Below are 24,818 nucleotides of genomic sequence, written 5' to 3'. Positions count from 1 at the left end.
ACTCTCGACTGACACAGCTTGAATTGAACGTCCGGAGATTGGCATGGCGTTTGCGCATGCAGCAGGCTATTTCTGCTGCCAAGCGATTCGGCGCCGCCTCAACGGAATATAAAGTCTATAAGACCTATGTTTGCGGGAGACAAGCAATCGCTGGACGTGCTCGTTTTCACCTCAACACCCGCAATCGCGGGCCAGTTCAGATGCCTCCATTGTGCTCATCATTCTAAGGTACTGACTTCATGGATATTTTTAATCTGCTGGAAGCCGCGTTTCTCGGTCTGATCGAAGGTTTGACCGAATTTATCCCGGTTTCCTCCACGGGGCATTTGTTGCTGGTCGGGCATTTTCTGGGCTTTGAATCCACAGGAAAGACGTTCGAGGTGCTGATCCAGCTCGGCGCTATTCTGGCCATTCTGACCGTTTATTCGGCGAAATTGCTCAAGCTTCTGGCGGATTTTCCGCGGGACGCGCGCACGCGGCGTTTTGTTTTCGGTATCCTGATCGCCTTCCTGCCCGCCGCTGTCATTGGCGCGCTGGCGCATGGCTTCATCAAAAGTGTGCTTTTCGAAACGCCGATGCTGGTCTGCATCATGCTGATCCTCGGCGGTCTGATCCTTCTCTGGGTAGATCAGCTCAATTTGCGCCCGCGCTATCATGATGTGATGGATTATCCGCTGCCGATGTGCCTCGCCATCGGCTTCATCCAGTGCCTTGCGATGATCCCCGGCGTGTCGCGTTCGGGTTCCACGATTGTCGGCTCGCTGCTGCTCGGCGCCGACAAGCGCTCGGCTGCTGAATTCTCGTTCTTCCTCGCCATGCCGACCATGGCCGGTGCCTTCGCTTATGATCTTTACAAGAGCCGCGACATGCTCACGGTCAATGATGGCGCGTTGATTGGCGTCGGCTTCGTGATGGCCTTCATTTCGGGCGTGTTCGTCGTGCGCTATCTGCTCGACTATGTCTCGCGCCACGGCTTCAAACTATTTGCCTGGTGGCGCCTGATTGTCGGCTCGGCTGGTCTTGCCGCACTCCTCATTTGGGGATGAGCAAAAGAAAAGGGGCCGTGAGGCCCCTTATTCATTTCCGACTATCGATATCTCACGCAAAACCGGTCTTGGTATACTGACCGGCCACGCGATAGCGCCAGAGATAGGCGGGCAGAATGGCGTCGACGCCTTCCGGGGTAATGCCCATGCCCTGCAATGTACGACCTTCCTTGATGGCGGCTTGCGAAACCACATTGTCGGATTTCAACAGCCGTATCTGATCCTTGGTGATCGGCGGATTCGGCAGCACGCTGAGAACGGTCGCCTGAAGACCGGCGGCCCACCATGGCAGCGAAATGAGAACGCGCTTGCGGTCGATGACGCGCAGCATGTCCTTCATCCAGTTCTTGAACGGTTGCACATCCGGGCCGCCGAGTTCGTAGATGCCGCCCGGCATCAGCTTGCCATCGACGGCGCGGGCAACAGCTTCCGCCACGTCGCCGACATAGACCGGCTGGAGCTTCGTTTCGCCGCCGCCGATGACCGGCAGGAAGGGCGAGAAGCGCGCCATATTGGCGAAGCGGTTGAAGAAGCGGTCTTCGTGACCAAAAATGATCGAGGGACGCAGGATAACGCTTTCCGGCAGCACGGAAAGCACGGCGTTTTCGCCTTCAGCCTTGGTGCGCGCATAGTCCGAAGCCGAGTTTACATCGGCAGCGAGCGACGAAATGTGGGTCATCGGAATACCGGCGGCATTGGCGGCTTCGGCGATGTTCTTCGCGCCCAGCACCTGAACCGTGTTGAAACGCTGGCGACCGCCTTCGGCCAGAATGCCGACGAGGTTCACGACATGATCGGAACCCTTGACGACCAGATCGACCGAAGCGCGATGGCGGACATTGGCCTGCACCATCTGGATCTGCCCGACATTGCCGAGCGGCGCCATGTAATAAGCCACTTCGGGCTTGCGCACGGCAACGCGCACACGATAGCCACGCTTGGTGAGACTTGCTACGACCGCGCGCCCGACAAAGCCGGAGCCGCCGAAAACGGTGACCAGTTTCGGCCTGTTGTGGACTTCGTTCGGTTCGGTCTTCATCCTAAACTCCTGCATGAAAGCCAGTTGCGCCGCTTGTGAGCAGCAGCCGCAATGTGTCTGTATTGCCGGTGATTTATCGCCTTTTTGCCACAAGGCAAAGGGGACTTGTTGTCACGATCATGATAGCAGGGCTTTTTCCCGCAATTAAAGCGCAATAGAGCTTTGAGATTTCGCTGCTTGCTGTTAAATCGCGCGCATGAGCACACCACTTGACCATATTCGCAATTTTTCGATCGTCGCCCATATCGATCATGGCAAATCGACGCTGGCCGACCGCCTCATTCAGTTGACGGGCGGTCTGGATACGCGCGAGATGAAGGATCAGGTTCTCGACTCGATGGATATCGAGCGCGAGCGCGGCATCACCATCAAGGCGCAGACCGTTCGTCTCACCTATAAGGCGAAGAACGGCGAAGATTATGTGCTGAACCTGATCGACACCCCCGGACATGTCGACTTCGCCTATGAAGTCTCGCGTTCGCTGGCGGCATGCGAGGGTTCGCTTCTGGTGGTCGACGCTTCCCAGGGCGTGGAAGCGCAGACGCTGGCCAATGTCTACCAGGCCATCGACAACAACCATGAAATCGTGGTCGTGCTGAACAAGATCGATCTGCCCGCTGCCGAGCCTGAGCGCGTCAAGGAGCAGATCGAGGAAGTGATCGGCATCGATGCGTCGCAGGCCGTTCATATTTCCGCCAAGACCGGCCTCGGCATCGAAGATGTGCTGGAAGCCATCGTCACCCAGCTTCCAGCACCGAAGGAAGGCGATCGCAATGCACCGCTCAAGGCGATGCTGGTCGACAGCTGGTACGATTCCTATCTCGGCGTCATCGTTCTGGTGCGCGTCATCGACGGCGTGCTAAAAAAGGGCCAGACCATCCGCATGATGGGCACGGGCGCGAAATATCCGGTGGAACGCACCGGTGTCTTCACGCCGAAAATGGTGCAGATGGACGAACTCGGCCCCGGCGAGCTTGGCTTCATCACCGCTTCCATCAAGGAAGTGGCCGATACGCGCGTCGGCGATACGATCACCGAAGATCGCCGCCCGACCGAGAAAATGCTGCCCGGCTTCAAGCCTGCGCAGCCGGTGGTGTTCTGCGGCCTGTTCCCGGTCGATGCGGCGGATTTTGAAGATCTGCGCGGCGCCATGGGCAAGCTGCGCCTCAACGATGCTTCGTTCTCGTTCGAAATGGAAACCTCTGCAGCGCTCGGTTTCGGCTTCCGTTGCGGCTTCCTCGGTCTGTTGCATCTCGAAATCATTCAGGAACGTCTTGAGCGCGAGTTCAATCTCGACCTCATCACGACCGCGCCTTCGGTTGTCTATCGGCTGAACATGATCGACGGGTCGCAGAAGGAATTGCACAACCCCGCTGACATGCCGGATGTGGTGAAAATTTCGGCCATCGAAGAGCCGTGGATCAAGGCAACCATCATGACACCGGATGATTATCTCGGCGCGATCATGAAGCTCTGTCAGGAACGCCGCGGCATTCAGGTGGACCTCACCTATGTCGGCCCGCGCGCCATGATCACTTATGAACTGCCGCTCAATGAAGTGGTGTTCGATTTCTACGACCGTCTGAAGTCGATCTCGAAGGGTTATGCGTCGTTCGACTATAATCTCTCGGAATATCGCGAGGGCGATCTGGTCAAGATGTCGATCCTCGTCAACGAAGAGCCGGTCGATGCGCTGTCGATGCTGGTGCACCGTTCGGCTGCAGAAAAGCGTGGCCGCGCGCTTTGCGAGAAGCTGAAAGAGCTGATCCCGCAGCACATGTTCAAGATTCCGATTCAGGCAGCGATTGGCGGTCGCATCGTGGCGCGCGAGACCATCTCGGCGCTGCGCAAGGACGTGACGGCCAAGTGCTACGGCGGCGACGTGACGCGTAAGCGCAAACTTCTGGAAAAGCAGAAGGAAGGCAAGAAGCGCATGCGCCAGTTCGGCAAGGTCGAAATCCCGCAGGAGGCCTTCATTCAGGCGCTCAAGATGGGCGATGATTGATGCCCGTTCCTTTGATCCGTTGTAGGGATTGCTTCTGCGTAGGCGCGCACCTAAGCTGAAAGAATATCACTGTGATAAAGGGCACTTTGGTGCCCTTTATCTTTTTTGGGGTGTTGGAAGGGCGCGCTGCGCTTTCCCTCATCCTGAGGAGCCGTTGAAAACGGCGTCTCGAAGGGCGAGGGAAAGTCGCTGAGAGCTGGCTGTATTTAATAGTGCAAATTTTTATGTTTTTACCGTCCTGCGATTAAGTCTGGATCCGGGAGACAGCAGACGCGGCGCAACCGCCCCTCGCCCTTCGAGACGCCACCTTTGGTGGCTCCTCAGGATGAGGAGCGGGGCAGGCGGCATCAATGGTGCCGGCGTGGGCGAGGTTTATAGCTTGCGGCGCGACAGTTCCGGCAGGCCTTCGTAGTTCAGCGCAATTAATGCTTCTTTCTTTGCCCGTGACCAACCTTTGATCTGTTGTTCGCGTGCAATGGCATCCACGATCCGATCATAGGTTTCCGTAAAAACAAGCTCGACGGGCCTCCGCTTCTTTGTGTACCCGTCATAAATACCCTCATTATGCTCCCATAACCGAGCTTCGATGTTCTGCTTGGTGAGCCCGGTGTAATAAGATCCATCCACGCAACGCAGAATGTAGATTGTTACTTCCATGACTTGCCCCCGCGCGTCTTGGGAAGCTAAATGTTGCTGCAAATTTGACTGTCGAACAAGCCACGGCGACCGGCTACAGGATCGCTCGCGCTCGGAAAGTTGAAATCAATGTCTGTAAATCCCCGCGTCTCCATCACCTACTGCACCCAATGCAATTGGCTTTTGCGCGCTGCTTGGATGGCGCAGGAGCTGTTGCAGACTTTCGGGCAGGATCTGGCGGAAGTCGCATTGCGTCCGGGCACTGGCGGGGTTTTTGAAATCCGGGTGCTGATGCCCGATGGCAACGAGGAACTCATCTGGGAACGCAAGCGCGATGGTGGCTTTCCGGAAGCCAAGGTTCTGAAACAGCGCGTGCGCGATCTCGTCTGGCCGGAACGCGATCTCGGTCATACAGATCGGCCAGTAAGTTCGTGAGGGGATTTTTACCCGATCCTTCGATGAACTCAGGATGAGGTGTCGCTTTGCTCCGCACCTCAGGATGAGGGAAAACAGGGTCAGTCCTCATCCACCACGCGCAGGCGCATTTGGGTGGGCGCGCTTTCCGCTGGTCTCGCTTGGGGCCGTGGCGTTTCCTCGGCTGGCTTTTCGCCGAATTCCAGCGCTTCGATCTTCGCGCCGCGCCGGGTAACCTTGTTGGACGACACCAGAATATCGTCAATATCCTTGTTGGCCTGCACAAAGTGGGTTTGCAGCTTGCGCACACGTTCGTCCAAACGGCCCACATCTTCCATCAGGCGGATCACTTCGCCCTGAATGACATGCGCCTGTTCGCGCATGCGGGCGTCTTTCAGGATTGCCTGAATAACCTGAATGGACAGCATCAGCAGCGATGGCGAGACGATCACGATCCGCGCCCGGTGCGCACGCTGGATAAGCGCTTCGAAATGCTCGTGAATATCGGCAAAGATCGACTCTGACGGCACAAACAGAAACGCCGTGTCCTGCGTTTCGCCGGTAATCAGATATTTGTCGGAAACATCCTTGATATGGATTTCCATGTCACGGCGGAACTGCGCGACGGCAGCTTTGCGGGCGTCCGGATGTTCCGTTTCGCGCATGGCGTTCCATGCTTCGAGCGGGAATTTGGCGTCGATTACCAGCGATGGCGCTTTATTGGGCATGCGCACGAGGCAGTCGGGGCGGGTGCCGTTGGACAGCGTCGCCTGAAATTCATAAGCGCCTTGCGGCAGGCCGTCAGCGATGATCGCTTCCATGCGTGACTGGCCGAATGCGCCGCGCGTCTGCTTGTTGGCGAGGATCGCCTGCAACTGCACCACCTGTCCGGCGAGCGACTGGATATTGTTCTGCGCCGTGTCGATGACGGCAAGGCGCTCCTGCAACTTGGCGAGGTTCTCATGCGTCGAGCGCGTCTGCTCGGTCATGGTCTGGCCGATGCGATGCGTCATGCCGTCGAGCCGTTCGCGGATCGACTGGTTCAACTCCGCCTGCCGCGAGCCGAAAACCTCCGCCATGGTCTGCATGCGGCCCTGCATCTCTGCCTGTGCCTTCAGGATTTCCGCCATGCGATATTCGGCATCGCGGGCGCGGTCTTCGGCCTGCACTTCGGCAACGGCACGCAGGCGCGCAGAGCGCGACGCGGTGATCAGGAAAATGACTAGGCAAAGCACGACCACCACGATGCCAGCCAGAAGAATATCTCCCAGCGTGAGCGATGTGGCACCAAGCTGCAAAAGCGGCTCATTCAGGAGGTTCTGGTTTTCCATGCAACAAGCTTAGCTGATTCGTACTGCCTTGAAGAGATCAAAACGAGAACATTTTGCAAAGCACAATTGACGATTCTGTCTCAAGCGATTACGTGAAGCGCATGTCAGTAAAACCGCTTGTCATCCTTCCCGATCCTGTGTTGCGCCTGGTTTCCAAGCCAGTGGAGCGCTTTGACGATCAGCTGCGCAAATTTGCCGGCGATATGTTCGACACCATGTATGACGCGCCGGGCATCGGCCTTGCCGCCATTCAGGTGGGCGAGCCGATCCGTATGCTCGTCATCGACCTTGCCAAGGAAGGCGAGGAAAAAGCGCCGCATGTCTTCGTCAATCCCGAGATTGTCGGTGTGACGGATGAAGTCAGCACCTATGAAGAAGGCTGCCTGTCCATTCCGGATTATTATGCGGAAGTGGAACGGCCAGCCGCCATTCAGGTCAAATATTTCGATGCCGATGGCAAGCCACATGCGATGGAAGCCGATGGGCTGATGGCCACCTGCCTGCAGCACGAGATCGATCATCTCAATGGCGTGCTTTTCATTGATCATATTTCAAAGCTGAAGCGCGATATGGTCATCAAAAAGTTCAAGAAGCTCGCCAGCCAGCGGGCGTCGAAGAAGGTTCTTTAATGCGTATCGTCTTCATGGGCACGCCGGATTTTTCCGTGCCGATCCTGACCGCTATTATCGGGCAGGGCTATGATGTGGTCGCGGTCTATTCGCAGCCACCGCGTCCGGCAGGGCGCAGAGGGCTGGAGCTGACCAAGTCGCCTGTCCATGAAAAGGCCGAGCAGTTCGGCATTCCCGTCTTCACGCCGAAGAGCCTCAAGGGCGCGGAAGAACAGGACGTCTTTGCGAGCCTTGAAGCCGATGTCGCCATCGTTGTGGCCTATGGGCTGTTGCTGCCGAAGGCCATTCTCGATGCGCCGCGGCTCGGCTGCTATAACGGCCATGCCTCGCTTCTGCCGCGCTGGCGCGGTGCAGCGCCTATCCAGCGGGCCATCATGTCGGGCGATAGCGAAACCGGCATGATGATCATGAAGATGGACGAGGGGCTCGATACGGGCCCGGTCGCCATGGCCGAAAAGGTGGCGATCACGCCGGATATGACGGCGGGCGAATTGCATGATCGCCTGAGCATGATCGGCGCCGATCTGATGGTGCGGGCGCTGGGAGCGCTCGAGCGCGAAAGTCTGGCCTTGCAGCCGCAGGCCGAAGAAGGCGTTACCTATGCCGCCAAGATCGACAAGGCCGAAGCGCGCATTGACTGGTCGAAGCCAGCGAAGGACGTGCATAACGCCATTCGCGGCCTTGCGCCTTTTCCGGGTGCTTGGTGCGAAATGGAAATCAACGGTGCGGTCGAACGGGTAAAGCTTCAGCGCTCGACGCTGGCCGAAGGTTCCGGTGCGCCGGGTACGGTGCTGGACGACCGGCTGACAATTGCCTGTGGCGAGGGCGCGGTGCGGCTCGTCACTTTGCAGCGCTCGGGCGGCAAGTCTTTGCCTGCGCAGGAATTCCTGCGCGGCGCAACGGTTACGAAGGTTTTGTAGGCCCGTGCCGCGCTACAGACTTCTGGTCGAATATGACGGCACGCCCTATGCGGGCTGGCAGCGTCAGGAAAACGGCCACACGGTTCAGGGCGCTATTGAGCAGGCGTTCAAGAAATTCTGCGGTGAAGATCTGGCGTTAAGTGCTGCGGGCCGCACCGATGCGGGCGTTCACGCGACGGCGCAGGTTGCGCATGTCGATCTGACGAAGGATTGGGGCGCGGGCAAGGTGCGCGATGCGGTCAATGCGCATCTGGTCATGGCCAATGAGCGCGTAAGCATCCTCAATGTCGAGAAGACGACCGAGAGTTTCGATGCGCGTTTTTCCGCGCAGGGACGACATTATCTCTATCGCTTCCACAATCGTCGTGCCCCGCTGGCCGTCGATTATCAGCGCGCCTGGTGGGTGCAAAAACGCCTCGACCACGAGGCGATGCATGAAGCAGCGCAGCTGCTTCTGGGCGAGCATGATTTCACCACGTTTCGTGCTACGCAATGCCAGGCCAAAAGCCCGGTCAAGACGCTTGATCGGCTCGACATCACGCGCCATGGCGAGATCATCGAAATGCGCGTTTCGGCGCGCTCTTTCCTGCATAATCAGGTGCGATCCTTCGCGGGCAGCCTGATGGAAGTGGGCGTCGGTCGCTGGACGGCGGATGATTTGCAGGCGGCGCTTGAAGCAAGAGACCGCAAGGCCTGCGGACAGGTCGCGCCACCTTACGGTCTCTATCTGATCGGCGTCGATTACGCTTTTCCGTTTTAGAGCGGTTCCGTTAAAACGGTATCGTGGAACCGCTCTATCTATTTGTTTTTACGCATTATCCTGCGTATCGAAGCGGGATCAGAAATCAGTCCAGTGAACTGATTTCCCCGCGTAGGCGCTTCGCACTTTTGCTGGAAATGCTCTAATAAGCATGCGGGTCGAAGCCGATGCCGAAAATCTGCTGAAGCAGCACGGTAAGGAACAGCGACCCGAAGAAGACGCAGGCGAAGAATGGCGCGACAAACGCGTGCTGGCGTTGTAGCGCCACGTGGGTCAGCCGATAGCTCAGCACAATCGAAGCGCCGAACATGATCAGCGCGAACAGCGTCGCCACATCGAAGCGCCCGGGAAAAAACAGCTGTAGCAGCGTGATCGGTGCAAAGATCCAGGCCAGCAGCGCGCTGCCCCAGTTGGTGGCAATCACATAGGCCGCATAGCGTTTGACGATACCGATCCGCTTGGCCAGCATGCCGATGATGGCCAGTGGCACCACCCACGCCGCCACATCGACGAAGGCGGCCCGCAGCACGATGGCAAAGCGGATGCCCGCTTCCTCGCGTCCGGCGGTGAGGTCGGCGGCATAGGCCACCCAGCTGGCAAAAAGCGGCGGCAGAGCCACCGCTATTGCGAAAAACGAAGACCAGAACCCCTCGGCGGTTATATCGAGATAATCGAGACCGTCGCGGCGACCGAGCATCATTTTCCAGACGCCCCGAAAATATCTGAAAATATCGTCCAGGCTCGGCATGAAGAACCTTATTTACCCAAAGAAGTCAGCGATGAAGCGCTCATAAATCTGTGTCAGTCCTTCGAGGTCGGCAAGGGCCACACGTTCATCGACCATATGCATGGTCTGGCCGACAAGGCCGAACTCCACCACCGGGCAATAATCCTTGATGAAGCGCGCATCGGACGTGCCGCCGGACGTCGACAGTTCCGGTCGCTTGCCAGTCACGGCCTCGACGGAAGCGGTCAGCGTGCCGATCAGCTTTTCATCGCGGGTCAGGAACACATGGCTTGGGCTCTCGCGCCATGTCAGCTCATAGCTGATCGGCGTGTCGCGGCCCGGACGCAGGCGATTGTCGCGCGCTGCCTTTGCGAGGCGAGCGCTGATTTCGGCCTGCAGGCTTTCTGCGGTCCATGTGTCGTTGAAACGGATATTGAACGAAGCCGTTGCCTTGTTCGGAATGACATTGGTGGCCTTGTTGCCAACATCAATGGTGGTGACTTCCAGATTGCTGGCCTGAAAATCCGCCGTGCCCTGATCGAAGGCCGGATAAAGCAGGCTGTCCACCAGCGTGGTGATGCCGCGCACCGGATTTTCCGCCAGATGCGGATAGGCCGCATGGCCCTGCACGCCCTGAACGGTGATCGTGCCGGAAAGCGAACCGCGACGACCGATCTTGATCATATCGCCAAGCGTGTTGGGATTGGTCGGTTCGCCGACGATGGATGCGTCCCAGCTTTCGCCGCGTTGCTTTGCCCAGTCGAGCAGTTTCACCGTTCCATTGACTGCCGGGCCTTCTTCGTCACCGGTGATCAGGAAGGAGACGCTGCCCTTGAGGTTGCCGTGCTTTTCGATGTGCCGCGCGACGGCTGCCACAAAGCAGGCAACGCCGCCTTTCATGTCTACAGCGCCGCGCCCATACATGATGCCGTCTTCGATGGCGGCTGAGAAGGGCGGGTGCTTCCAGTCGCTTTCATCGCCGGGCGGCACCACATCCGTATGACCGGCAAACATCAGATGCGGTCCGTTGCCGGATTTGCGCGCATAGAGATTTTCGATGTCGGGCGTGCCCTCTTCGCTGAAGACGGGGCGCTCGACGGAAAAGCCCAATGGCTTCAGCATCGCTTCGAGCGCCGTCAGCGCGCCGCCTTCGGCAGGCGTTACGGATGGGCAGCGGATCAGGGCGGCAAGATTTTCGGCGGGATTGACTGAAAGGCTCATGATGTCGGCTTCTTACTCAAGAATCGTCTGTTGTGTGAGACTAGATCGGGATGCGTACGGATGGAACCACAAACCTTGGTTCTGACCATGGCAGAAAATTCGCTCTTCACGCGCTTTTCCAACTTGGTTGCAATTTGGGAACGAAATTTCCTTGACCGGATGGCCCCTGTCATCGTTAGTTAAAAAAGAGTTGATAACGAGACCCGGGAAACGGGCCGGTCAGCGGGAACTTTTTTCAAAATGGGAAACTGTGTATGCGTTTAATCACCACAACTGTAGCAGGCATGATGGCGCTCTTCGGAGCAACGATGGTTCCAGCCAAGGCTGCACAGTGGAGTGAAGCGGGCGGACTGACAAGCATCCCTTACGGACACAAAGACTATTGCGGGCGCAATCCACGCGATTGCCGCAGCCATAGTGTATTGCCCCCGATGCAGCTGACACCGCAGCGCCTGAAGCTTTTGCAAAGCGTAAGCAGCTCCGTCAATCACCGTATCAAGCCGGTTTCCGATCAGGATAATTACGGCAAGCGCGACTACTGGACCATGCCGGTCAACGGCAAGGGCGATTGCGAGGATTATGTTCTGATGAAGCGCGCGCAACTGATGGCGCGCGGCATCAGCGCCTCGCAGCTTCTGATTACCATGGTGCAGGGTAGCGAGGCGCATATCGTGCTGACCGCCCGCACCGATCATGGCGATTATATTCTCGACAATATGCGTGACGAGGTTCTGCCGCTCGAGAAGACGTCCTATCGTTATATCAAGATGCAGTCGCCTTCCAATTCCGGCCAGTGGGTTTCCATCGCCGGACGTTCGGTTGCCGTTGCCAATAATTGAACGTTGCCGGAGAGCTCGCTGAGCCTCTCGCAATGAGAGCCATCGCTGAAGGCCGCATCTTTGATGCGGCTTTTTGTTTGCGGGGTTTGCGGTGGATTGAGGCGTCTTTTTACCGGACCCGTTGAAGATTGGGAGCATTTGCACGAACCGGTCTGATGCGGCAGGATAAGGCCTTGCTCCATTAAAAATCGCTCATTGTTCACGTTTATTATACAATAACCTCAAACACACTGTTCGAGATTGGTGAACAAATTAAGGGCTGTAACACGGCCGTGATGGAGAAATCGTAATCCATCATTTTGTTTTTAATTATTTTTTTTGTATTAATTGCAACGATTGTGGCAGGCGATGTGCACAAATCTGTGAAGTTTTTAAAATTTTCGTGACTGGAACTTTTCCCCATTGTTACCCATTTGGGATGTATCGGAACGACGAATTCATACGCCGCTCCATTTTGTTAGGAGATAGAAAATGAAGAAGCTTGTTCTTACCGCTGCTGCCCTTGCCCTGAGTGCCGGTGCTGCTTTCGCTGAAAACCCACGCGTAGGCGAACCTGAAAATCTCTATGCAAATGACCGTACCCCGGTCGCGTCGCAGTCCGTTGATTATACCGCGCCCGCAGCGATCAGTGCTCCGGTTTATCGCGATGGTTCTGCCAATCGTTTTGGCGATGCCAACCAGGGCTAATGGCTCTCCGGAACTATAGCCCGCCCGGTTCTGATGGAGCGGGATCTTTCAAAACACCCGCTTTGCATGTCGTCCCAAAGGTGTCGCCGGTGCAGGTTTTGAAGATCTGCCGGACACCGGGAGGGAAAGCCTCGAAGGCTTAGTCCAACTTGAAAGTCCCTGTTGCCTGAAACAAGGCTTCGAACGGCCAGATGCCGATGATGGGACAACATGATGCGAAGGAATAGGAAAATGAAAAAGCTCGCTCTTGCCGCCCTTGCTGTCGCTCTAAGCGCTGGTGCAGCCTATGCCGAAAATCCTTATGTCGGCATGCCGGAATCTCAGGTTATTCAGGAGAAGGCCTTCAAGACCCCGAATACGGGTCCGCTCTTCGGCACGAAGGGTGATGTCGATTACACCGCAACGGCGACCATTCGCCAGTCGACTCCGGTTTATCATGATGGTTCGGCCAACCGCTTCGGTGATGCTTCGCCTTCCAGCTATGAAAATTAATGCCCCGGTAGCTTAGCAATCTCCCCGGAGGATGGCTGCGAGGCCTCCCCGGACCACGGCCCGGACCAGAGGCTTTGCGCCATCCGAAGGGGCGACCCATCTTGAAGCGCAAATGCTGGAATGAAAAAGGCGAAGCACCAGCTTCGCCTTTTTGCTTTGTATTAGTCGCGCATCAGTCGCGCAGCAATTCATTGATCGAGGTCTTCGAGCGGGTCTTTTCATCGACGCGCTTGACGATCACGGCGCAATAGAGGCTCGGGCCCCAGTTTTCACCGGGTACGTTCTTGCCGGGCATGGTGCCTGCGACGACGACCGAATAAGGCGGGACTTCGCCATAGAAGACTTCGCCGGTCGCACGGTCGACGATCTTGGTCGATTTGCCGATGAAGACGCCCATGCCGAGCACCGAACCTTCGCGCACGATGCAGCCTTCCACGACTTCCGAACGCGCGCCGATGAAGCAATTGTCTTCGATGATGGTCGGTCCGGCCTGCATCGGTTCCAGAACGCCGCCAATGCCGACGCCGCCGGAAAGATGCACATTCTTGCCGATCTGCGCACAGGAGCCGACGGTCGCCCAGGTGTCGACCATGGTGCCTTCATCGACATAAGCGCCGAGATTGACGAAAGACGGCATCAGGATGGCGTTCGGCGCGATATAGGCCGAGTGGCGCACGACGCAGTTCGGCACGGCGCGGAAACCGGCCTTCTCGAATTCGTTGGCAGTCCAGCCGTCGAACTTGGACGGCACCTTGTCCCACCAGGAAGACTGGCCGGGGCCTCCCTTGATGACTTCCATCGGGTTGAGACGGAAGGAGAGCAATACTGCTTTCTTCAGCCATTGGTTGACTTGCCAGTTGCCGTCCGCCTGTTTTTCTGCGACACGGGCCTCGCCGCGATCGAGCAGGATAAGCGACTGTTCGACGGCATCGCGGATTTCGCCACGGGTTGCCGTGCTGATACCGTCGCGCTCGTCAAAAGCCTTGTCGATGGTCTTTTCGAGGGAGGCGAGGTCTGGCTTGGTCATGGGGTGCAGTCTCCGTGAATGGGCAGCGGATGGCAGGCCGGTAAGTGATCCGGCCGATTGTCATGAAAGTGATTAAGCGAAGGCGCCAAATGGGTCAATCATGATCACGGCGCAATTGCGCGCTCTTGATCTCATTCTCGAACAATGTCCGACATGTTTGAGACAGATTAAACATTTGGCCTGAGAATGAGTATGGTAACAGGTTTTAAGGAGCAGGTGAGAAGCATGAACCCGATGGAGAAGTCTGGCTGGACGCCTTTCCCGAATTCCGAGGAAGCGATCAAGCAGGCAAAAACCGTACCGCAAACGCCCCAGACGGAAGCGCCTGCCTATCGCCTTGCTTTCACGGACGACGATTTTTTGACGCGCCGTGACCTGCGCCCGGTGCGCCTGCAACTTGAACTGCTCAAGCCGGAGCTGATCCTTGCCGACCGCGGCATCAAATCGACGGTGGTGATGTTCGGCGGCGCGCGCATCCCAGAGCCGGGCGGCGAGGCATGGGCGGCGAAGAACGAGGTGCAGAAGAAGAATCTCGAAGCCAATTCTCATTATTATGAGGAAGCGCGTAAATTCGCGCGGATTTGCTCAGAATATTCGGCCACGACCTATTATCGCGAATTCATCGTGGTGACGGGCGGCGGACCGGGCGTGATGGAAGCAGGCAATCGTGGTGCCGCCGATGTCGGTGCACCGACCATCGGCCTCAATATCGTGCTGCCGCATGAACAGGCACCGAACCCTTATGTGACGCCGGAGCTCTGCTTCAACTTCCATTATTTCGCGATCCGCAAGATGCACTTCCTGATGCGCGCAAAGGCGATCTGCGTGTTTCCGGGCGGCTTTGGCACAATGGACGAACTATTCGAGGCGATGACGCTGATCCAGACCAACCGTATGGAACGCATGCCGCTGATCCTGTTCGGCAAGGAGTTCTGGACCAAGGCGATCAATATCGAATTTCTGGCCGAGCAGGGTACAATCTCGCCAGCCGATATCGAGCTTCTGAATTTTGTCGAAACGGCGGACGAAGCCTGGGAGCAAATCAAGGATTTTTACAAGCTCTGATCGAAGGTTAGACAGAGTTTTAAGGCAAATAGAAGGCCCGATCTGTTTTCAGGTTGGGCCTTTTTGTAATGAAAGAATGCTGCCGTAGATGTGTATATTATTTAAAAGTAATTATAAATAATAATCATATGTTCTAATATGGAACAATTGATATTGCCGGAGTTAAAAATATATTTATAATAAAAATACATGGTTTTGTGAGGGGTATCATGTATTCTAATATTATAATTAAAAGATCTATTCCCGTAATATATCCTATTTTTATTTAAGAGGTCGCTATGAAAGCGATCCTTAAGAATGTTTCCGGGTTGCTGCTCGGGATGATGGTCTTTGTTTGCCCGGCGCATGCCGCTGATGTGAAACAATCGGGTCTGCCGCTTGATTTCGGTGCACTTGCTGGCGATGCCTTCGCCACTGCCGTATCTGCGAATGGGGCGGTCATAGCGGGCAGGGCGCAGACATCCGGTGGCATTTCGGCGGTATCGTGGGCCGGGGGGATCGCCACGCCGACCGTCCTTTCTGTGACGGGCGGCAGCAATTCCGTCGTCAATGCCGTCTCGGCGGATGGCACATTCATTATCGGGCGGGCGACGATTGGCGCTGCGCAACACGCTGTGTCGTGGGCGGATGGCGCGACAATGGCCACCGACCTTGGAACGCTGGGGGGCGATTTTTCAGATGCTGTTGCCTTGTCCGCTGACGGCAGCATCATTGTCGGCAATTCCACAACGTCTGCCGGCAAGAACCGGGCGGTGAAGTGGACGAACGGTGTAACATCTCCAGTCGATCTTGGAACGCTCAACAACAACACATCCTATGCCAAGGCCGTTTCCGCCGATGGGATGGTAATTGTCGGTTATGCGGAATATGCGCCCAATGTTTCTCATGCCGTGTCCTGGATGAACGGGGCGCTGACGCCGACCGATTTGGGAACGCTTGGTGGTGCAACGTCGACCGCAAATGTCGTATCTGCGAACGGGCGCGTCATCGCAGGACAGTCGGAGACGGGCAACGGAGAACTCCACGCCGCGTCATGGACTGATGGTGCCTTGTCGCCGTCTGATCTCGGCACGCTTGGCGGCTACTATTCTGATGTTCTCACCCTGTCAGCTGACGGTTCCGTGCTTGCGGGCGTATCCAACAATGAGTTCGGCGAATTCCGTGCGGTATCCTGGCGGAACGGCGCGACCACGCCGACCGATCTTGGCACGCTCGGCGGGTATTCATCCGACGTTGCGTCTATCTCGGCTGACGGTTCAATCATCGTCGGGTCTTCGACCACAAGGAAGGGCAATTCCCACGCGGTTTACTGGGCGAATGGCGCCACCGTACCAACCGATCTCGGCACACTTGGCGGTGTGTCGTCGACGGCCATGGCCATGTCGGCTGATGGCACGGTCGTGGTGGGCACCTCGACGCTGGCATCCGGAGTGTCGCATGCGGCAGTCTGGAAACTGCTGATTTCGTCTCCGCCGGTGACGACACCAAAGCCCGATCCAGACCCGGGCGAGACGGGGCCGCCGCCTGTTACCGGAACGCCAACACCGGAGCCGGGTTCGGGCGGAACCGAGCCGGAGACCCCGGGGTCGGAAACCGGGTCCGGCTCTCAACCGGGATCGCCGCCCGATGGGCAAAATCCTCCGCCACCAGTTATCGAAACGCCTGCGCCAGAGACCGGTGCGGGAAGTCCCGAACAGGAGGTCCCGGGTACAGGAACCGGGTCGCCGCCGCCGATACAATCGGTCGCCGTCGATGTGACCAACACGACGAAAACTGTTGCTGCGCTGGCCGGGGATACATTTTCGGTGATGGAATCGCAGCGTGGAAAACTGGGGCGGTTGCAGCGTTCTTGCGACGTCGCGAAGGCGGGAGAGAGCTGCTACTCGCTTTCAGCGGATATCGGACGTTCAGGCGAGACGACCGATGCACTCGGCTGGATTTCCATGGCGCATGCCTTTACCGATAATTTTCTGGCAGGCATCACTGTGGCGCACTCCTTCTGGCGCGATATGCCGGATAGTTTCGACCGGGATAATGACAATATTGGCGGCGGTTTCTATGCCCGCTGGCGTGCGCCGACGACGACGGGCCACTGGTATCTGCAAGGTTCCGTTGCCGCCAGTCGCTACGATGTCGAGCGCACGCGCCAGATGCTGGACTATACCGAGGCTGGCATGGGCGAGAGCACGATCAAAGGCTGGGGCGCGTCGCTGGAAGCCGGGCGGTCGCACGAACTCTCCAGCGGTTCCGTCTTCGGCTATTATGCCGGGCTGCGTCACAGCGATCTGAAGATGGACGATTATACGGAAACCAACGCTTATTTCCCGTTCACCTATTCGAATGTGAAGTCGCGCCGCACTGCGGTCTATCTCGGGGCAAACTATGCCATGCCGTTGAGCGACAAGGTGCGGTGGCTGATCAATGCAGAGATCGAACAAGACATCGCGCATGATGATCCGAGCGTGACGGCAAGTGCCGAATATATCGGGGCGCTCAGCTTCGATGCTGATGTGGCGCATACGCGTGGCAGCCTGTCGACCACTTTATCCTATGCGTTCAGCGAGGTTTTGAGTGTGGGCGTGACGCCTTATCTCGCGCGCACCGTAAACCGGGATATGGCCTATGGTGCGAACATCGATGTTACGGGCAGATTCTAACCGGGAGGCAGGGGCTATGCTTCCGCCTTTTCCGGAACGGGAGACCGGGCGTCCTCCTCTTCCTGATAGGGGCGAGGGTGATGAACGAGCGTGACCAGCACGACCGAGATGATCATCAAAAGATACCATGAGCCGAGCTTGCCGAGCGAAACCGGCACCCAGCCATTATGCTGGTTGGGGTAGAGCCAGGCCTTCGACCATGTGCCGATATTTTCCGCAAACCAGATGAAGAACGAGGTCAGCAGGAACGCGACGAGCAGAGGCATTTTGTGCCGAAAACGAAACACGCGATAATGCATGCTGGTGCGCCAGAACAAGGCGAATGTCAGCGCAAACAGCGGCCAGCGAATATCCCAGATGAAATGATGGGCGAAGAAATTGACGTAGATCGCGGCTGCCAGCACCAGCGTTGTCCAGAGCGGCGGATAATGGTTCAGTCTGATATCGAAGATACGGTTGATGCGCGCCATATAGGAGCCGACCGCCGCATACATGAAGCCTGAAAACAGCGGTACGCCGCCAATACGGAAGAAGTTTTCTTCAGGATAGACCCATGAACCCGCATGGGTCTTGAACACTTCCATCGCCGTGCCGACAACGTGGAAAATCAGGATGACCTTGGCTTCCTCCCATGCCTCCAGCTTGAAGACCAGCATGGCAAGCTGGATGGCGACAGCGGAAAGGAACAGAAAGTCATAGCGGGTGACGATATTGGCGATACCGCCGATGCCGCTTTCCGGCCAAAGCCAGCGGGTGAGGATGATAAGGCCGAGCATGGCACCGCCGAACAGGCATGCCCATGCCTGTTTCAGCCCGAAGACCAGAAATTCGATCAGCCCGTCGGTCAGGTGATTGCGCGGCAGCCGGTCGAGGACGCGGTGGGCCGCCGCATCGATTGATTTTTCGAGGCCGGTAAAATGCCTATCTGCCTGCAATAATTTGTTCCAGAAATTGGGTCAGGTTATCCGTCACATAATCGACCTGATCGGTAAATTCCGGGTCGCTTTCCCATATTTCCGAGAAGGTTGGCTCAAAATTGTTCGGCACCACCAGGACGGTTTTCATGCCAAGCGCTTTCGGCACGACGAGATTGCGCGCCAGATCCTCGAACATCACGGCCTTGCTGGCATTGATGCCGAAAGCGCCGAGGAAGCGGTCATAGGTGACGCGCTCGGGTTTTGGCATCAGCCCCGCAGCGACAATGTCGAAGATATCGTCGAAATTATCCAGAATGCCGAGCTGGCGCGCCGCGCGTTCCGCATGGCCGCGATCGCCATTGGTGAAGATGAAGCGACGGCCCGGCAGCGACTTGATCGCTTCGCCGAGCGCCGGATCGGGCTTCAGCCAGCTATAGTCGATATCGTGAACCTTTTGCAGAAAGTCGTCCGGGTCGATCTGGTGGCATTCCATCAGGCCTTTCAGCGTGGTGCCATAGTCGAGATAGAACTGTTTCTGGATGCGGCGAGCTTCCTCGCGTGGCAATTGCAGCAGGTTTTCGACATAGCTCGTCATCTTCACGTCGATCTGCGAGAATAGATTGGCGGCGTGGGGATAGAGCGTGTTGTCGAGGTCGAACACCCAGTCAGTGACGTGCTCAAAGGCTGGGGTGAAGGCCGAAGGATTGGAACTATTGGTCATGGGTCTTTATGGCACGATGAGCGTGCCGGCACCATGTTCGGTGAAGAGTTCCAGCAGGACGGAATGCGGCGTCTTGCCATTCAGGATGACAACGCCTTCCACGCCACGGCGGATTGCTTCGATGCAGGTTTCGACCTTCGGGATCATGCCACCGGAAATCGTGCCGTCCTTGATGAGCGCCTGCGCATCGGCAACGGAGAGTTCCTTGATCAGCTTCTTGTCCTTGTCCAGCACGCCGGGAACGTCGGTCAGGAACAGAAGACGGGTTGCGGCCAGCGCGCCTGCGATAGCGCCTGCAAAAGTGTCGGCATTGATGTTGTAGGTATGGCCGTCACGGCCCGGAGCGACCGGTGCGATGACCGGGATCATTTCGGAACGCGCCAGAAGATCGAGCAGGGTGCGGTCGACTTCCGCCGGCTCGCCGACAAAGCCCAGATCAAGCACTTTCTCGATATTGGAATCGGGGTCGATGACGGTCTTGTGCGCCTTCTGCGCGAAGACCATGTTACCGTCCTTGCCGCACAGGCCGATGGCCCATTCGCCTTCGGCATTGATCAGAGCGACGATTTCCTTGTTGATGGAACCGGCCAGAACCATTTCCACCACTTCGACGGTCTTTTCGTCGGTGACGCGCAGGCCGCCCTCAAAACGGGATTCGATGCCAAGCTTGGTTAGCATGGCCTGAATCTGTGGGCCGCCGCCATGCACCACAATCGGGTTGATGCCCGATTGCTTCAAAAGCGCGATATCGCGAGCAAAGGCCTTGCCGAGCTCCGGATTGCCCATGGCGTGGCCGCCATATTTCACGACGACATGCTTGTTCTCGTAGCGCTGCATATAGGGCAGGGCGGCGGAGAGGAGTTGTGCTTGCATTTCGGGATTATCAAGGGTCGTCATCGCGGGCTCCATGGCTGGCGACAGGGCAGAAGAGGCAGGCTTTTCTAGACCGGTTTTGATTCAAATGGAATCCGCGAAAACGGTCTCGCTGCTTATTTTTCACGAATAGTTTGCTGGAAACGGCTTCTTATGTATGTGCCTATGTTCTATCCAAAATATGATTTTATAGTTTCACGGTTCCATGAAGAAAGTTGTTTCGATGCGCCGGTTTATTTTGACCGCTGTGGGGTCACTCCTTGCCCTCAATGCCGCCCAGAATTTTGCGATGGCGGCATCCTCCACTCAAACCGTGGTCTTTGTTAGACACGGCGAAAAGCCGGAAAACGGGTTGGGCCAGCTAAGCTGCCGTGGACTGAATCGCGCGCTGAAACTGCCCGCGATCATCGCAAAACAGTTCGGCAAACCGGCTGCGATTTTCGCGCCCAATCCGTCGGAGGAGAAGGACGACAAGGGCGGAACCTATGCCTATGTGCGTCCGCTCGCCACGGTCGAACCGACCGCGATTTCGCTTGGCCTGCCGGTGGATACGCGCTTCGGTTTCGAAGATATCGACAAGCTGGAAGAAGCGCTGGAAGCGCCTGCCTATCGCAATGCAACTGTTCTGGTTGGCTGGGAGCATAAGCAGATCGTCAAGCTGGTGCGCGACATCGTCAAGGAGAACAGCGGCGACAAGCATAGCGTGCCCAAATGGTCGGGCGACGATTTTGACAGCATCTATGTGCTGCGCATTACCCGCGACGGGGCAAAGACCAATGTACAGTTCGAGCGCCGCAATCAGGGACTGAACAACCTGCCGGAAACCTGTCCTCTCTGAGGACAGGTCAGGCTGAAATCATGACTCTTTGATCACCAGAGCCACAGCTGCGCGCAAATCGTCGAGGCCGAGGCCCTTTTCCGACGAGGTGGCGATAATGCCGGGGAAGCAGGCTGCACGACGGAAGGTGAGCTTGTGCGTATCCGCCATCAGGCGCGGCACGCCTGCCGGTTTGATCTTGTCGATCTTGGTCAGCACAATCTGATAGGACACGGCGGCCTTGTCGAGAAGGTCAAGCACTTCGGCGTCGTTCTTCTTAATGCCGTGGCGCGCATCGATCAGCACATAGACGCGCTTCAGTGTGGTACGTCCGCGCAGATAGTCGAAAACGAGTCGCGTCCAGGCATCGACATGGGCTTTTGGCGCTTCGGCAAATCCGTAGCCCGGCATATCCACGAGGGCGAGCGGCGGCAGGTCGCCGTTTTCGCCGGAATAACCGTCCGGCACGAAATAGTTCAGTTCCTGCGTGCGGCCCGGCGTATTGGACGTGCGCGCAAGGCCCTTCTTGTTGACCAGAGCATTGATCAGCGATGACTTGCCGACATTGGAGCGTCCCGCAAAGGCGATCTCCACCGGACCTTCCGGCGGCAGGAATTGCATCGACGGCACGCCACGGATGAAGATCCATGACTTCTTGAACAGCGCACGGCCTTGCTCGACCAGTGCCGCCTGCGCCGCGCGGGTCGCATCTGCCGCTGCCTGAGCCGCATTGATTGCCGCCTGCTTCTTATCCTGCTCGCTCAATGTTCTTATCCTGGTCGCTTTATTCTGTCAGTGACACGCATCAATGGTATGGGCCGCATTGTCAACATGACGGCATAAAAAACCCCGCCTAAGCGGGGTTTTTCAGATTTTACTTTTTGGCCTCTTTCGGCTTTCGCTTGAAGAGGTCCCTCAGATTGTCCCAAAGCTCGATCTTGACGCCCTGACGCTTCATGATGATGCCCTGCTGGGTGATCGAGAGCAGGTTGTTCCATGCCCAGTAGATCACGAGACCAGCCGGGAACGAAGCCAGCATGAAGGTGAAGATAATCGGCATCCAGGTGAAGATCGCAGCCTGCGTCGGGTCTGGCGGCGTCGGGTTCATGCGCATCTGCAGGAACATTGTGATGCCCATCAGCAGCGGCCAGACGCCGATCATCAGGAAGTGCGGTACTGCGAAAGGCAGAAGGCCGAACAGGTTGAAGAGCGATGTCGGATCGGGCGCTGCAAGATCCTGAATCCAGCCAAAGAACGGCGCATGGCGCATTTCGATGGTGACGTAGAGAACCTTATACAAGGCGAAGAACACCGGAATCTGCACCAGCACCGGCCAGCAGCCTGCAAGCGGATTGATCTTCTCTTCCTTGTAGAGCCGCATCATTTCCTGCTGCTGCTTCATCTTGTCGTCCGCGTATTTCTCGCGGATTTCCGTCATCTTCGGCTGAACCAGCTTCATGCGCGCCATCGACTTGTACGACTTGTTGGCGAGCGGGAAGAACAGGCCCTTGAGCAGAACGGTGACAACCAGAATGGCGACGCCGAAATTGCCCGAGAACTTGTAGATCCAGTCGATGAGGTAGAACATCGGCTTGGTGATGAAGTAGAACCAGCCCCAGTCGATCAGCAGTTCGAACTGCTTGATGCTGAGCTGCTTTTCGTAAGCCTGAATCTGCGTGACGACCTTTGCACCGGCGAAGACCTGGTTCTTCAGCAAATGCGACTGGCCGGCCTCAATGGTCATCGGCGCGCCGAGGAAATCGGTCTGGTAGCGCGGGCGATCATTGGTGAAGTGCGAGAAGCGGCCGGTGAACTTTTCGTCCTGCGGCGGTACGAGCGTTGCAGCCCAATACTTGTCGGTGATGCCGAGCCAGCCGCCCATGACGTCCTTGAACGAGATGTCCTTGTCGTCTTCGACCTTGGAATATTTGATTTCCTGTAGGCCGTCCTGACCCATAACGCCGATCAGGCCTTCATGCAGAACATAGGTAGCGCTGGCATGTTCCGGCTGGTTGAAGCGGGTTACGCGGCCATAAGAGGCCAGCGAAATCGGTGCGCCGGTATTGTTTGTGATCGTGTCGTCAACGGAGAACATATAGGCGTCGTCAACCGAGATGACGCGCTTGAAGGTGATGTTCTTCTCGTTGGTATAGCTCAGCGTGACCGGCGTGGATGGAGTCAGCTTGTTGTTGCCTTCCACGGACCAGACCGTGTTCGGACCCGGAACCGGGCCGGTCGTGTCATTGCCGGTGAAGCCGAGCTCAACGAAATAGCCCTGCTTCAGCGCCGATGGCGCGAGCAGTTCGATATTCGGAGAATTGTTGTCGACGGTTTCGTGATAATTTTTGAGGAAGAGATCGTCGAGACGCGCGCCGGTCAGGTTGATCGAACCGCGCAGCGAAGGCGTGTCGATCTGAACGCGCTCAGTCTGAGCGATTGCGGCTTCGCGGGTCAGCGTGCCGCCTGCGGCTGCCACATCACCATGGCCGGGAATTGTGCCCGAAGCGGCTGGCGCCTGTGGCGTATCGCCCGCACCGTTGCCTGCCTGGCCACCCTGGGCTGCCTGCTGGGCCTGCCGCTGCTGCTCCTCAATGCGTGCCTGCTCCCGCTGGGCTTCCGTTTTCGGACCCAGATAAAACACTTGCCACAGCGTCAGTATGAGGATGGACAGGGCAATGGTGATGAAGAAATTGCGTTTATTTTCCATTGACGGGTCCTGATTCCGGTCTTTCCGTTCGGCGTTTCCCTTCGCCTTTCCGCTCGCCCTTCGCCTTGATGCGGCGGGTGAGTTCATCGGTCAGTCGCGAAAAGGGCGCAGTGAGAGCTTGCTCGCGCGCTACGATCACATAGTCGGTCGAAGGCGCCATGTCACGCCCTGCGTGACAACGTACCGCTTCTCTCAGCCTGCGGCGGATGCGATTTCGTATCACGGCGTTGCCGTTCTTCTTGGTGACGGTGAAGCCGGCGCGGGGCTTGTCGCCAATTTTGGCGGCTGCCGATTCCTCTTCCGTCCGCACGCTGACTTCGAGAAGAAACAGCGGGCCACGCCGCTTTTCACCGTTCCTTAAAGCCAAAAACTCCGCTCTCTTACGAAGGCGGAGTATTTGTTTCGGCTTTTTCATATCTTTATTCACCGCGCAGCTGCGCGGGCAAAGATTAAGCGGAAAGCCGCTTACGGCCGCGCGAACGGCGAGCGGCGAGAACCTTGCGGCCGCCGGTGGTAGCCATGCGTGCACGGAAACCGTGACGACGCTTGCGGACGATCTTGGATGGCTGATAAGTGCGCTTCATTTTTTTAATACCGCGGTGTGCGGCCCTTCTTAATTCTGTTTTTCAGTGGAACATGATCTGGCCCGAAACCGGTTACCCTTATTCGGGATCATGCTCTATTGAACAGGAGCTGGTTCTTTTCCCTGCGGCGGACAGCATAAACCATCCGTAGACCCGCGCGGGCGAACGTGACGCGGCTTATAGGGGGAGGGGCCTCAAGAGTCAATCCGCAGATGCGATCAAAGCTGTGCTTCGATAGAAGCTTTGTCGATGATCGACCAGACCCCTTTAATCAGTCCATTGTCAAAGGTGTAAAAGACGTTTTCGGCGAACTGGATTTTGCGGCCATTGACCGGCAAGCCGAGAAAGACGCCAACGGGCGTGCAATCGAAAGCCAGACGGGCTGCAACTGTCGGTGGTTCGCAGACCAGCAGGTCTATACTGAATTGGAGATCGGGGATCGCCTTGAAATCCTGCTCCAACATGGCGCGATAGCCCGCCAGTCCGAAAGCTCTGCCATTATGCGAGACCGCCTGATGGACAAAGTGGCCGAGATTTTCCCAGTCCTGTCCGTTCAGGCAGGCGATGTAATCGCGGTAGATGTCGGCAAGCGGCTTCTCCATGGTCGGTCCTCCTGTTTTCGAATTTAAGCGATCACGCATGGCAACGCCATTGCCAAACGGCACTTGGGCTTCCATAAGAGAGCGCACATTTTTTCCAATGCG

General features: G+C 57.1%; 26 protein-coding genes. 12 read left to right on the top strand and 14 right to left on the bottom strand.

Annotated elements, in window-relative coordinates; genetic code table 11:
• Positions 1 to 239: 239 nt before the first annotated feature.
• On the top strand, positions 240 to 1,046 hold the full coding sequence (locus ABWW11_RS10280; protein ID WP_109369654.1) for an undecaprenyl-diphosphate phosphatase: 807 nt from the start codon (positions 240 to 242) through the stop codon (positions 1,044 to 1,046).
• A gap of 52 nt (positions 1,047 to 1,098) precedes the next feature.
• On the opposite strand, the gene ABWW11_RS10275 is transcribed toward ABWW11_RS10280, so the two are convergent.
• Positions 1,099 to 2,085: a complex I NDUFA9 subunit family protein gene (locus ABWW11_RS10275; RefSeq protein ID WP_319081229.1), complete on the bottom strand. Its 987-nt coding sequence runs from the start codon at positions 2,083 to 2,085 to the stop codon at positions 1,099 to 1,101.
• Positions 2,086 to 2,281: 196 nt separating this feature from the next.
• On the opposite strand from ABWW11_RS10275, the gene lepA reads away from it, so the two are divergent.
• Positions 2,282 to 4,090 carry a translation elongation factor 4 gene (gene lepA / locus ABWW11_RS10270; RefSeq protein ID WP_109369652.1) on the top strand — a complete coding sequence of 603 codons (1,809 nt, stop codon included), beginning with the start codon at positions 2,282 to 2,284 and terminating at the stop codon, positions 4,088 to 4,090.
• Between the two features lie 372 nt (positions 4,091 to 4,462).
• Here lepA and ABWW11_RS10265 read toward each other — a convergent pair whose 3' ends face one another.
• Entirely contained in the window at positions 4,463 to 4,747 is a 285-nt protein-coding gene (locus ABWW11_RS10265) for a GIY-YIG nuclease family protein (protein WP_109369651.1), read from the bottom strand.
• A gap of 108 nt (positions 4,748 to 4,855) precedes the next feature.
• Between ABWW11_RS10265 and ABWW11_RS10260 the strand changes: the two genes are divergently transcribed.
• Positions 4,856 to 5,161, top strand: coding sequence for an Rdx family protein (locus ABWW11_RS10260; RefSeq protein WP_109369650.1), 306 nt, complete (start codon positions 4,856 to 4,858; stop codon positions 5,159 to 5,161).
• Positions 5,162 to 5,241: 80 nt separating this feature from the next.
• On the opposite strand, the gene ABWW11_RS10255 is transcribed toward ABWW11_RS10260, so the two are convergent.
• Positions 5,242 to 6,471 carry a DNA recombination protein RmuC gene (locus ABWW11_RS10255; protein WP_109369649.1) on the bottom strand — a complete coding sequence of 410 codons (1,230 nt, stop codon included), beginning with the start codon at positions 6,469 to 6,471 and terminating at the stop codon, positions 5,242 to 5,244.
• 101 nt (positions 6,472 to 6,572) lie between these two features.
• Here ABWW11_RS10255 and def point away from each other — a divergent pair, with 101 nt between their 5' ends.
• From def to truA, 3 genes are read left to right on the top strand one after another with little or no spacing between them, the layout of a single operon-like run.
• The gene (def, locus tag ABWW11_RS10250; protein WP_109370294.1) at positions 6,573 to 7,100 is read left to right on the top strand and encodes a peptide deformylase; all 528 of its coding nucleotides are present in this window, start codon (positions 6,573 to 6,575) and stop codon (positions 7,098 to 7,100) included.
• Positions 7,100 to 8,020 (top strand): methionyl-tRNA formyltransferase, encoded by a 921-nt coding sequence (gene fmt / locus ABWW11_RS10245; protein WP_109369648.1) that lies wholly within the window; start codon positions 7,100 to 7,102, stop codon positions 8,018 to 8,020. Before def ends, fmt begins: the two co-directional genes overlap by 1 nt.
• Before the next feature lie 4 nt (positions 8,021 to 8,024).
• Positions 8,025 to 8,780 (top strand): tRNA pseudouridine(38-40) synthase TruA, encoded by a 756-nt coding sequence (gene truA, locus ABWW11_RS10240; protein ID WP_109369647.1) that lies wholly within the window; start codon positions 8,025 to 8,027, stop codon positions 8,778 to 8,780.
• A 142-nt stretch (positions 8,781 to 8,922) separates the two neighbouring features.
• On the opposite strand, the gene ABWW11_RS10235 is transcribed toward truA, so the two are convergent.
• Together ABWW11_RS10235 and dapE are read right to left on the bottom strand one after the other, a co-directional pair.
• Positions 8,923 to 9,528, bottom strand: a complete 606-nt coding sequence (locus ABWW11_RS10235) for a hypothetical protein (RefSeq protein ID WP_121538866.1) — start codon at positions 9,526 to 9,528, stop codon at positions 8,923 to 8,925.
• 12 nt (positions 9,529 to 9,540) lie between these two features.
• Entirely contained in the window at positions 9,541 to 10,728 is a 1,188-nt protein-coding gene (gene dapE, locus ABWW11_RS10230) for a succinyl-diaminopimelate desuccinylase (protein WP_109369645.1), read from the bottom strand.
• Between the two features lie 287 nt (positions 10,729 to 11,015).
• Between dapE and ABWW11_RS10225 the strand changes: the two genes are divergently transcribed.
• The 3 genes from ABWW11_RS10225 to ABWW11_RS10215 all read left to right on the top strand — a co-directional run bounded on the left by ABWW11_RS10225 (position 11,016) and on the right by ABWW11_RS10215 (position 12,746).
• Positions 11,016 to 11,567: a transglutaminase-like cysteine peptidase gene (locus tag ABWW11_RS10225; protein ID WP_109370293.1), complete on the top strand. Its 552-nt coding sequence runs from the start codon at positions 11,016 to 11,018 to the stop codon at positions 11,565 to 11,567.
• Between the two features lie 471 nt (positions 11,568 to 12,038).
• The gene (locus ABWW11_RS10220; RefSeq protein ID WP_109369644.1) at positions 12,039 to 12,254 is read left to right on the top strand and encodes a hypothetical protein; all 216 of its coding nucleotides are present in this window, start codon (positions 12,039 to 12,041) and stop codon (positions 12,252 to 12,254) included.
• A 231-nt stretch (positions 12,255 to 12,485) separates the two neighbouring features.
• Complete coding sequence (locus ABWW11_RS10215) at positions 12,486 to 12,746, top strand: hypothetical protein (protein WP_109369643.1); 261 nt, start codon at positions 12,486 to 12,488, stop codon at positions 12,744 to 12,746.
• A gap of 172 nt (positions 12,747 to 12,918) precedes the next feature.
• Here the strand turns inward: ABWW11_RS10215 and dapD are convergent, their stop codons facing one another.
• Positions 12,919 to 13,773, bottom strand: coding sequence for a 2,3,4,5-tetrahydropyridine-2,6-dicarboxylate N-succinyltransferase (gene dapD, locus ABWW11_RS10210; protein WP_109369642.1), 855 nt, complete (start codon positions 13,771 to 13,773; stop codon positions 12,919 to 12,921).
• 225 nt (positions 13,774 to 13,998) lie between these two features.
• Here dapD and ABWW11_RS10205 point away from each other — a divergent pair, with 225 nt between their 5' ends.
• Positions 13,999 to 14,838, top strand: coding sequence for an LOG family protein (locus ABWW11_RS10205; protein WP_109369641.1), 840 nt, complete (start codon positions 13,999 to 14,001; stop codon positions 14,836 to 14,838).
• Positions 14,839 to 15,116: 278 nt separating this feature from the next.
• Complete coding sequence (locus tag ABWW11_RS10200; RefSeq protein ID WP_319081077.1) at positions 15,117 to 17,495, top strand: autotransporter domain-containing protein; 2,379 nt, start codon at positions 15,117 to 15,119, stop codon at positions 17,493 to 17,495.
• Positions 17,496 to 17,509: 14 nt separating this feature from the next.
• Here the strand turns inward: ABWW11_RS10200 and ABWW11_RS10195 are convergent, their stop codons facing one another.
• From ABWW11_RS10195 to argB, 3 genes are read right to left on the bottom strand one after another with little or no spacing between them, the layout of a single operon-like run.
• A complete protein-coding gene (locus tag ABWW11_RS10195) occupies positions 17,510 to 18,430 on the bottom strand; it encodes a DUF817 domain-containing protein (RefSeq protein ID WP_109369638.1) in 921 nt (306 codons plus the stop codon).
• Complete coding sequence (locus tag ABWW11_RS10190) at positions 18,417 to 19,133, bottom strand: pyrimidine 5'-nucleotidase (protein WP_109369637.1); 717 nt, start codon at positions 19,131 to 19,133, stop codon at positions 18,417 to 18,419. The genes ABWW11_RS10195 and ABWW11_RS10190 overlap by 14 nt, the downstream gene beginning before the upstream one ends.
• A gap of 6 nt (positions 19,134 to 19,139) precedes the next feature.
• A complete protein-coding gene (argB, locus tag ABWW11_RS10185) occupies positions 19,140 to 20,030 on the bottom strand; it encodes an acetylglutamate kinase (RefSeq protein WP_109369636.1) in 891 nt (296 codons plus the stop codon).
• 199 nt (positions 20,031 to 20,229) lie between these two features.
• On the opposite strand from argB, the gene ABWW11_RS10180 reads away from it, so the two are divergent.
• Positions 20,230 to 20,844: a hypothetical protein gene (locus tag ABWW11_RS10180; protein WP_109369635.1), complete on the top strand. Its 615-nt coding sequence runs from the start codon at positions 20,230 to 20,232 to the stop codon at positions 20,842 to 20,844.
• A gap of 18 nt (positions 20,845 to 20,862) precedes the next feature.
• Here ABWW11_RS10180 and yihA read toward each other — a convergent pair whose 3' ends face one another.
• The 5 genes from yihA to ABWW11_RS10155 all read right to left on the bottom strand — a co-directional run bounded on the left by yihA (position 20,863) and on the right by ABWW11_RS10155 (position 24,716).
• Complete coding sequence (yihA, locus tag ABWW11_RS10175; protein WP_235858999.1) at positions 20,863 to 21,507, bottom strand: ribosome biogenesis GTP-binding protein YihA/YsxC; 645 nt, start codon at positions 21,505 to 21,507, stop codon at positions 20,863 to 20,865.
• A gap of 190 nt (positions 21,508 to 21,697) precedes the next feature.
• A complete protein-coding gene (gene yidC / locus ABWW11_RS10170) occupies positions 21,698 to 23,530 on the bottom strand; it encodes a membrane protein insertase YidC (RefSeq protein WP_109369633.1) in 1,833 nt (610 codons plus the stop codon).
• Positions 23,520 to 23,945 carry a ribonuclease P protein component gene (rnpA, locus tag ABWW11_RS10165; RefSeq protein ID WP_109369632.1) on the bottom strand — a complete coding sequence of 142 codons (426 nt, stop codon included), beginning with the start codon at positions 23,943 to 23,945 and terminating at the stop codon, positions 23,520 to 23,522. Before rnpA ends, yidC begins: the two co-directional genes overlap by 11 nt.
• Before the next feature lie 34 nt (positions 23,946 to 23,979).
• Positions 23,980 to 24,114, bottom strand: a complete 135-nt coding sequence (gene rpmH / locus ABWW11_RS10160) for a 50S ribosomal protein L34 (RefSeq protein ID WP_006467565.1) — start codon at positions 24,112 to 24,114, stop codon at positions 23,980 to 23,982.
• Positions 24,115 to 24,332: 218 nt separating this feature from the next.
• On the bottom strand, positions 24,333 to 24,716 hold the full coding sequence (locus ABWW11_RS10155) for an ester cyclase (protein ID WP_109370292.1): 384 nt from the start codon (positions 24,714 to 24,716) through the stop codon (positions 24,333 to 24,335).
• Between the last annotated feature and the right edge of the window lie 102 nt (positions 24,717 to 24,818).

Source organism: Brucella sp. NBRC 113783, assembly GCF_040372265.1.
Classification (GTDB): Bacteria; Pseudomonadota; Alphaproteobacteria; order Rhizobiales; family Rhizobiaceae; genus Brucella; species Brucella teleogrylli.
Note: the sequence above shows the minus strand (reverse complement) of the source record. Positions and strands in the feature narration are given on the sequence as shown.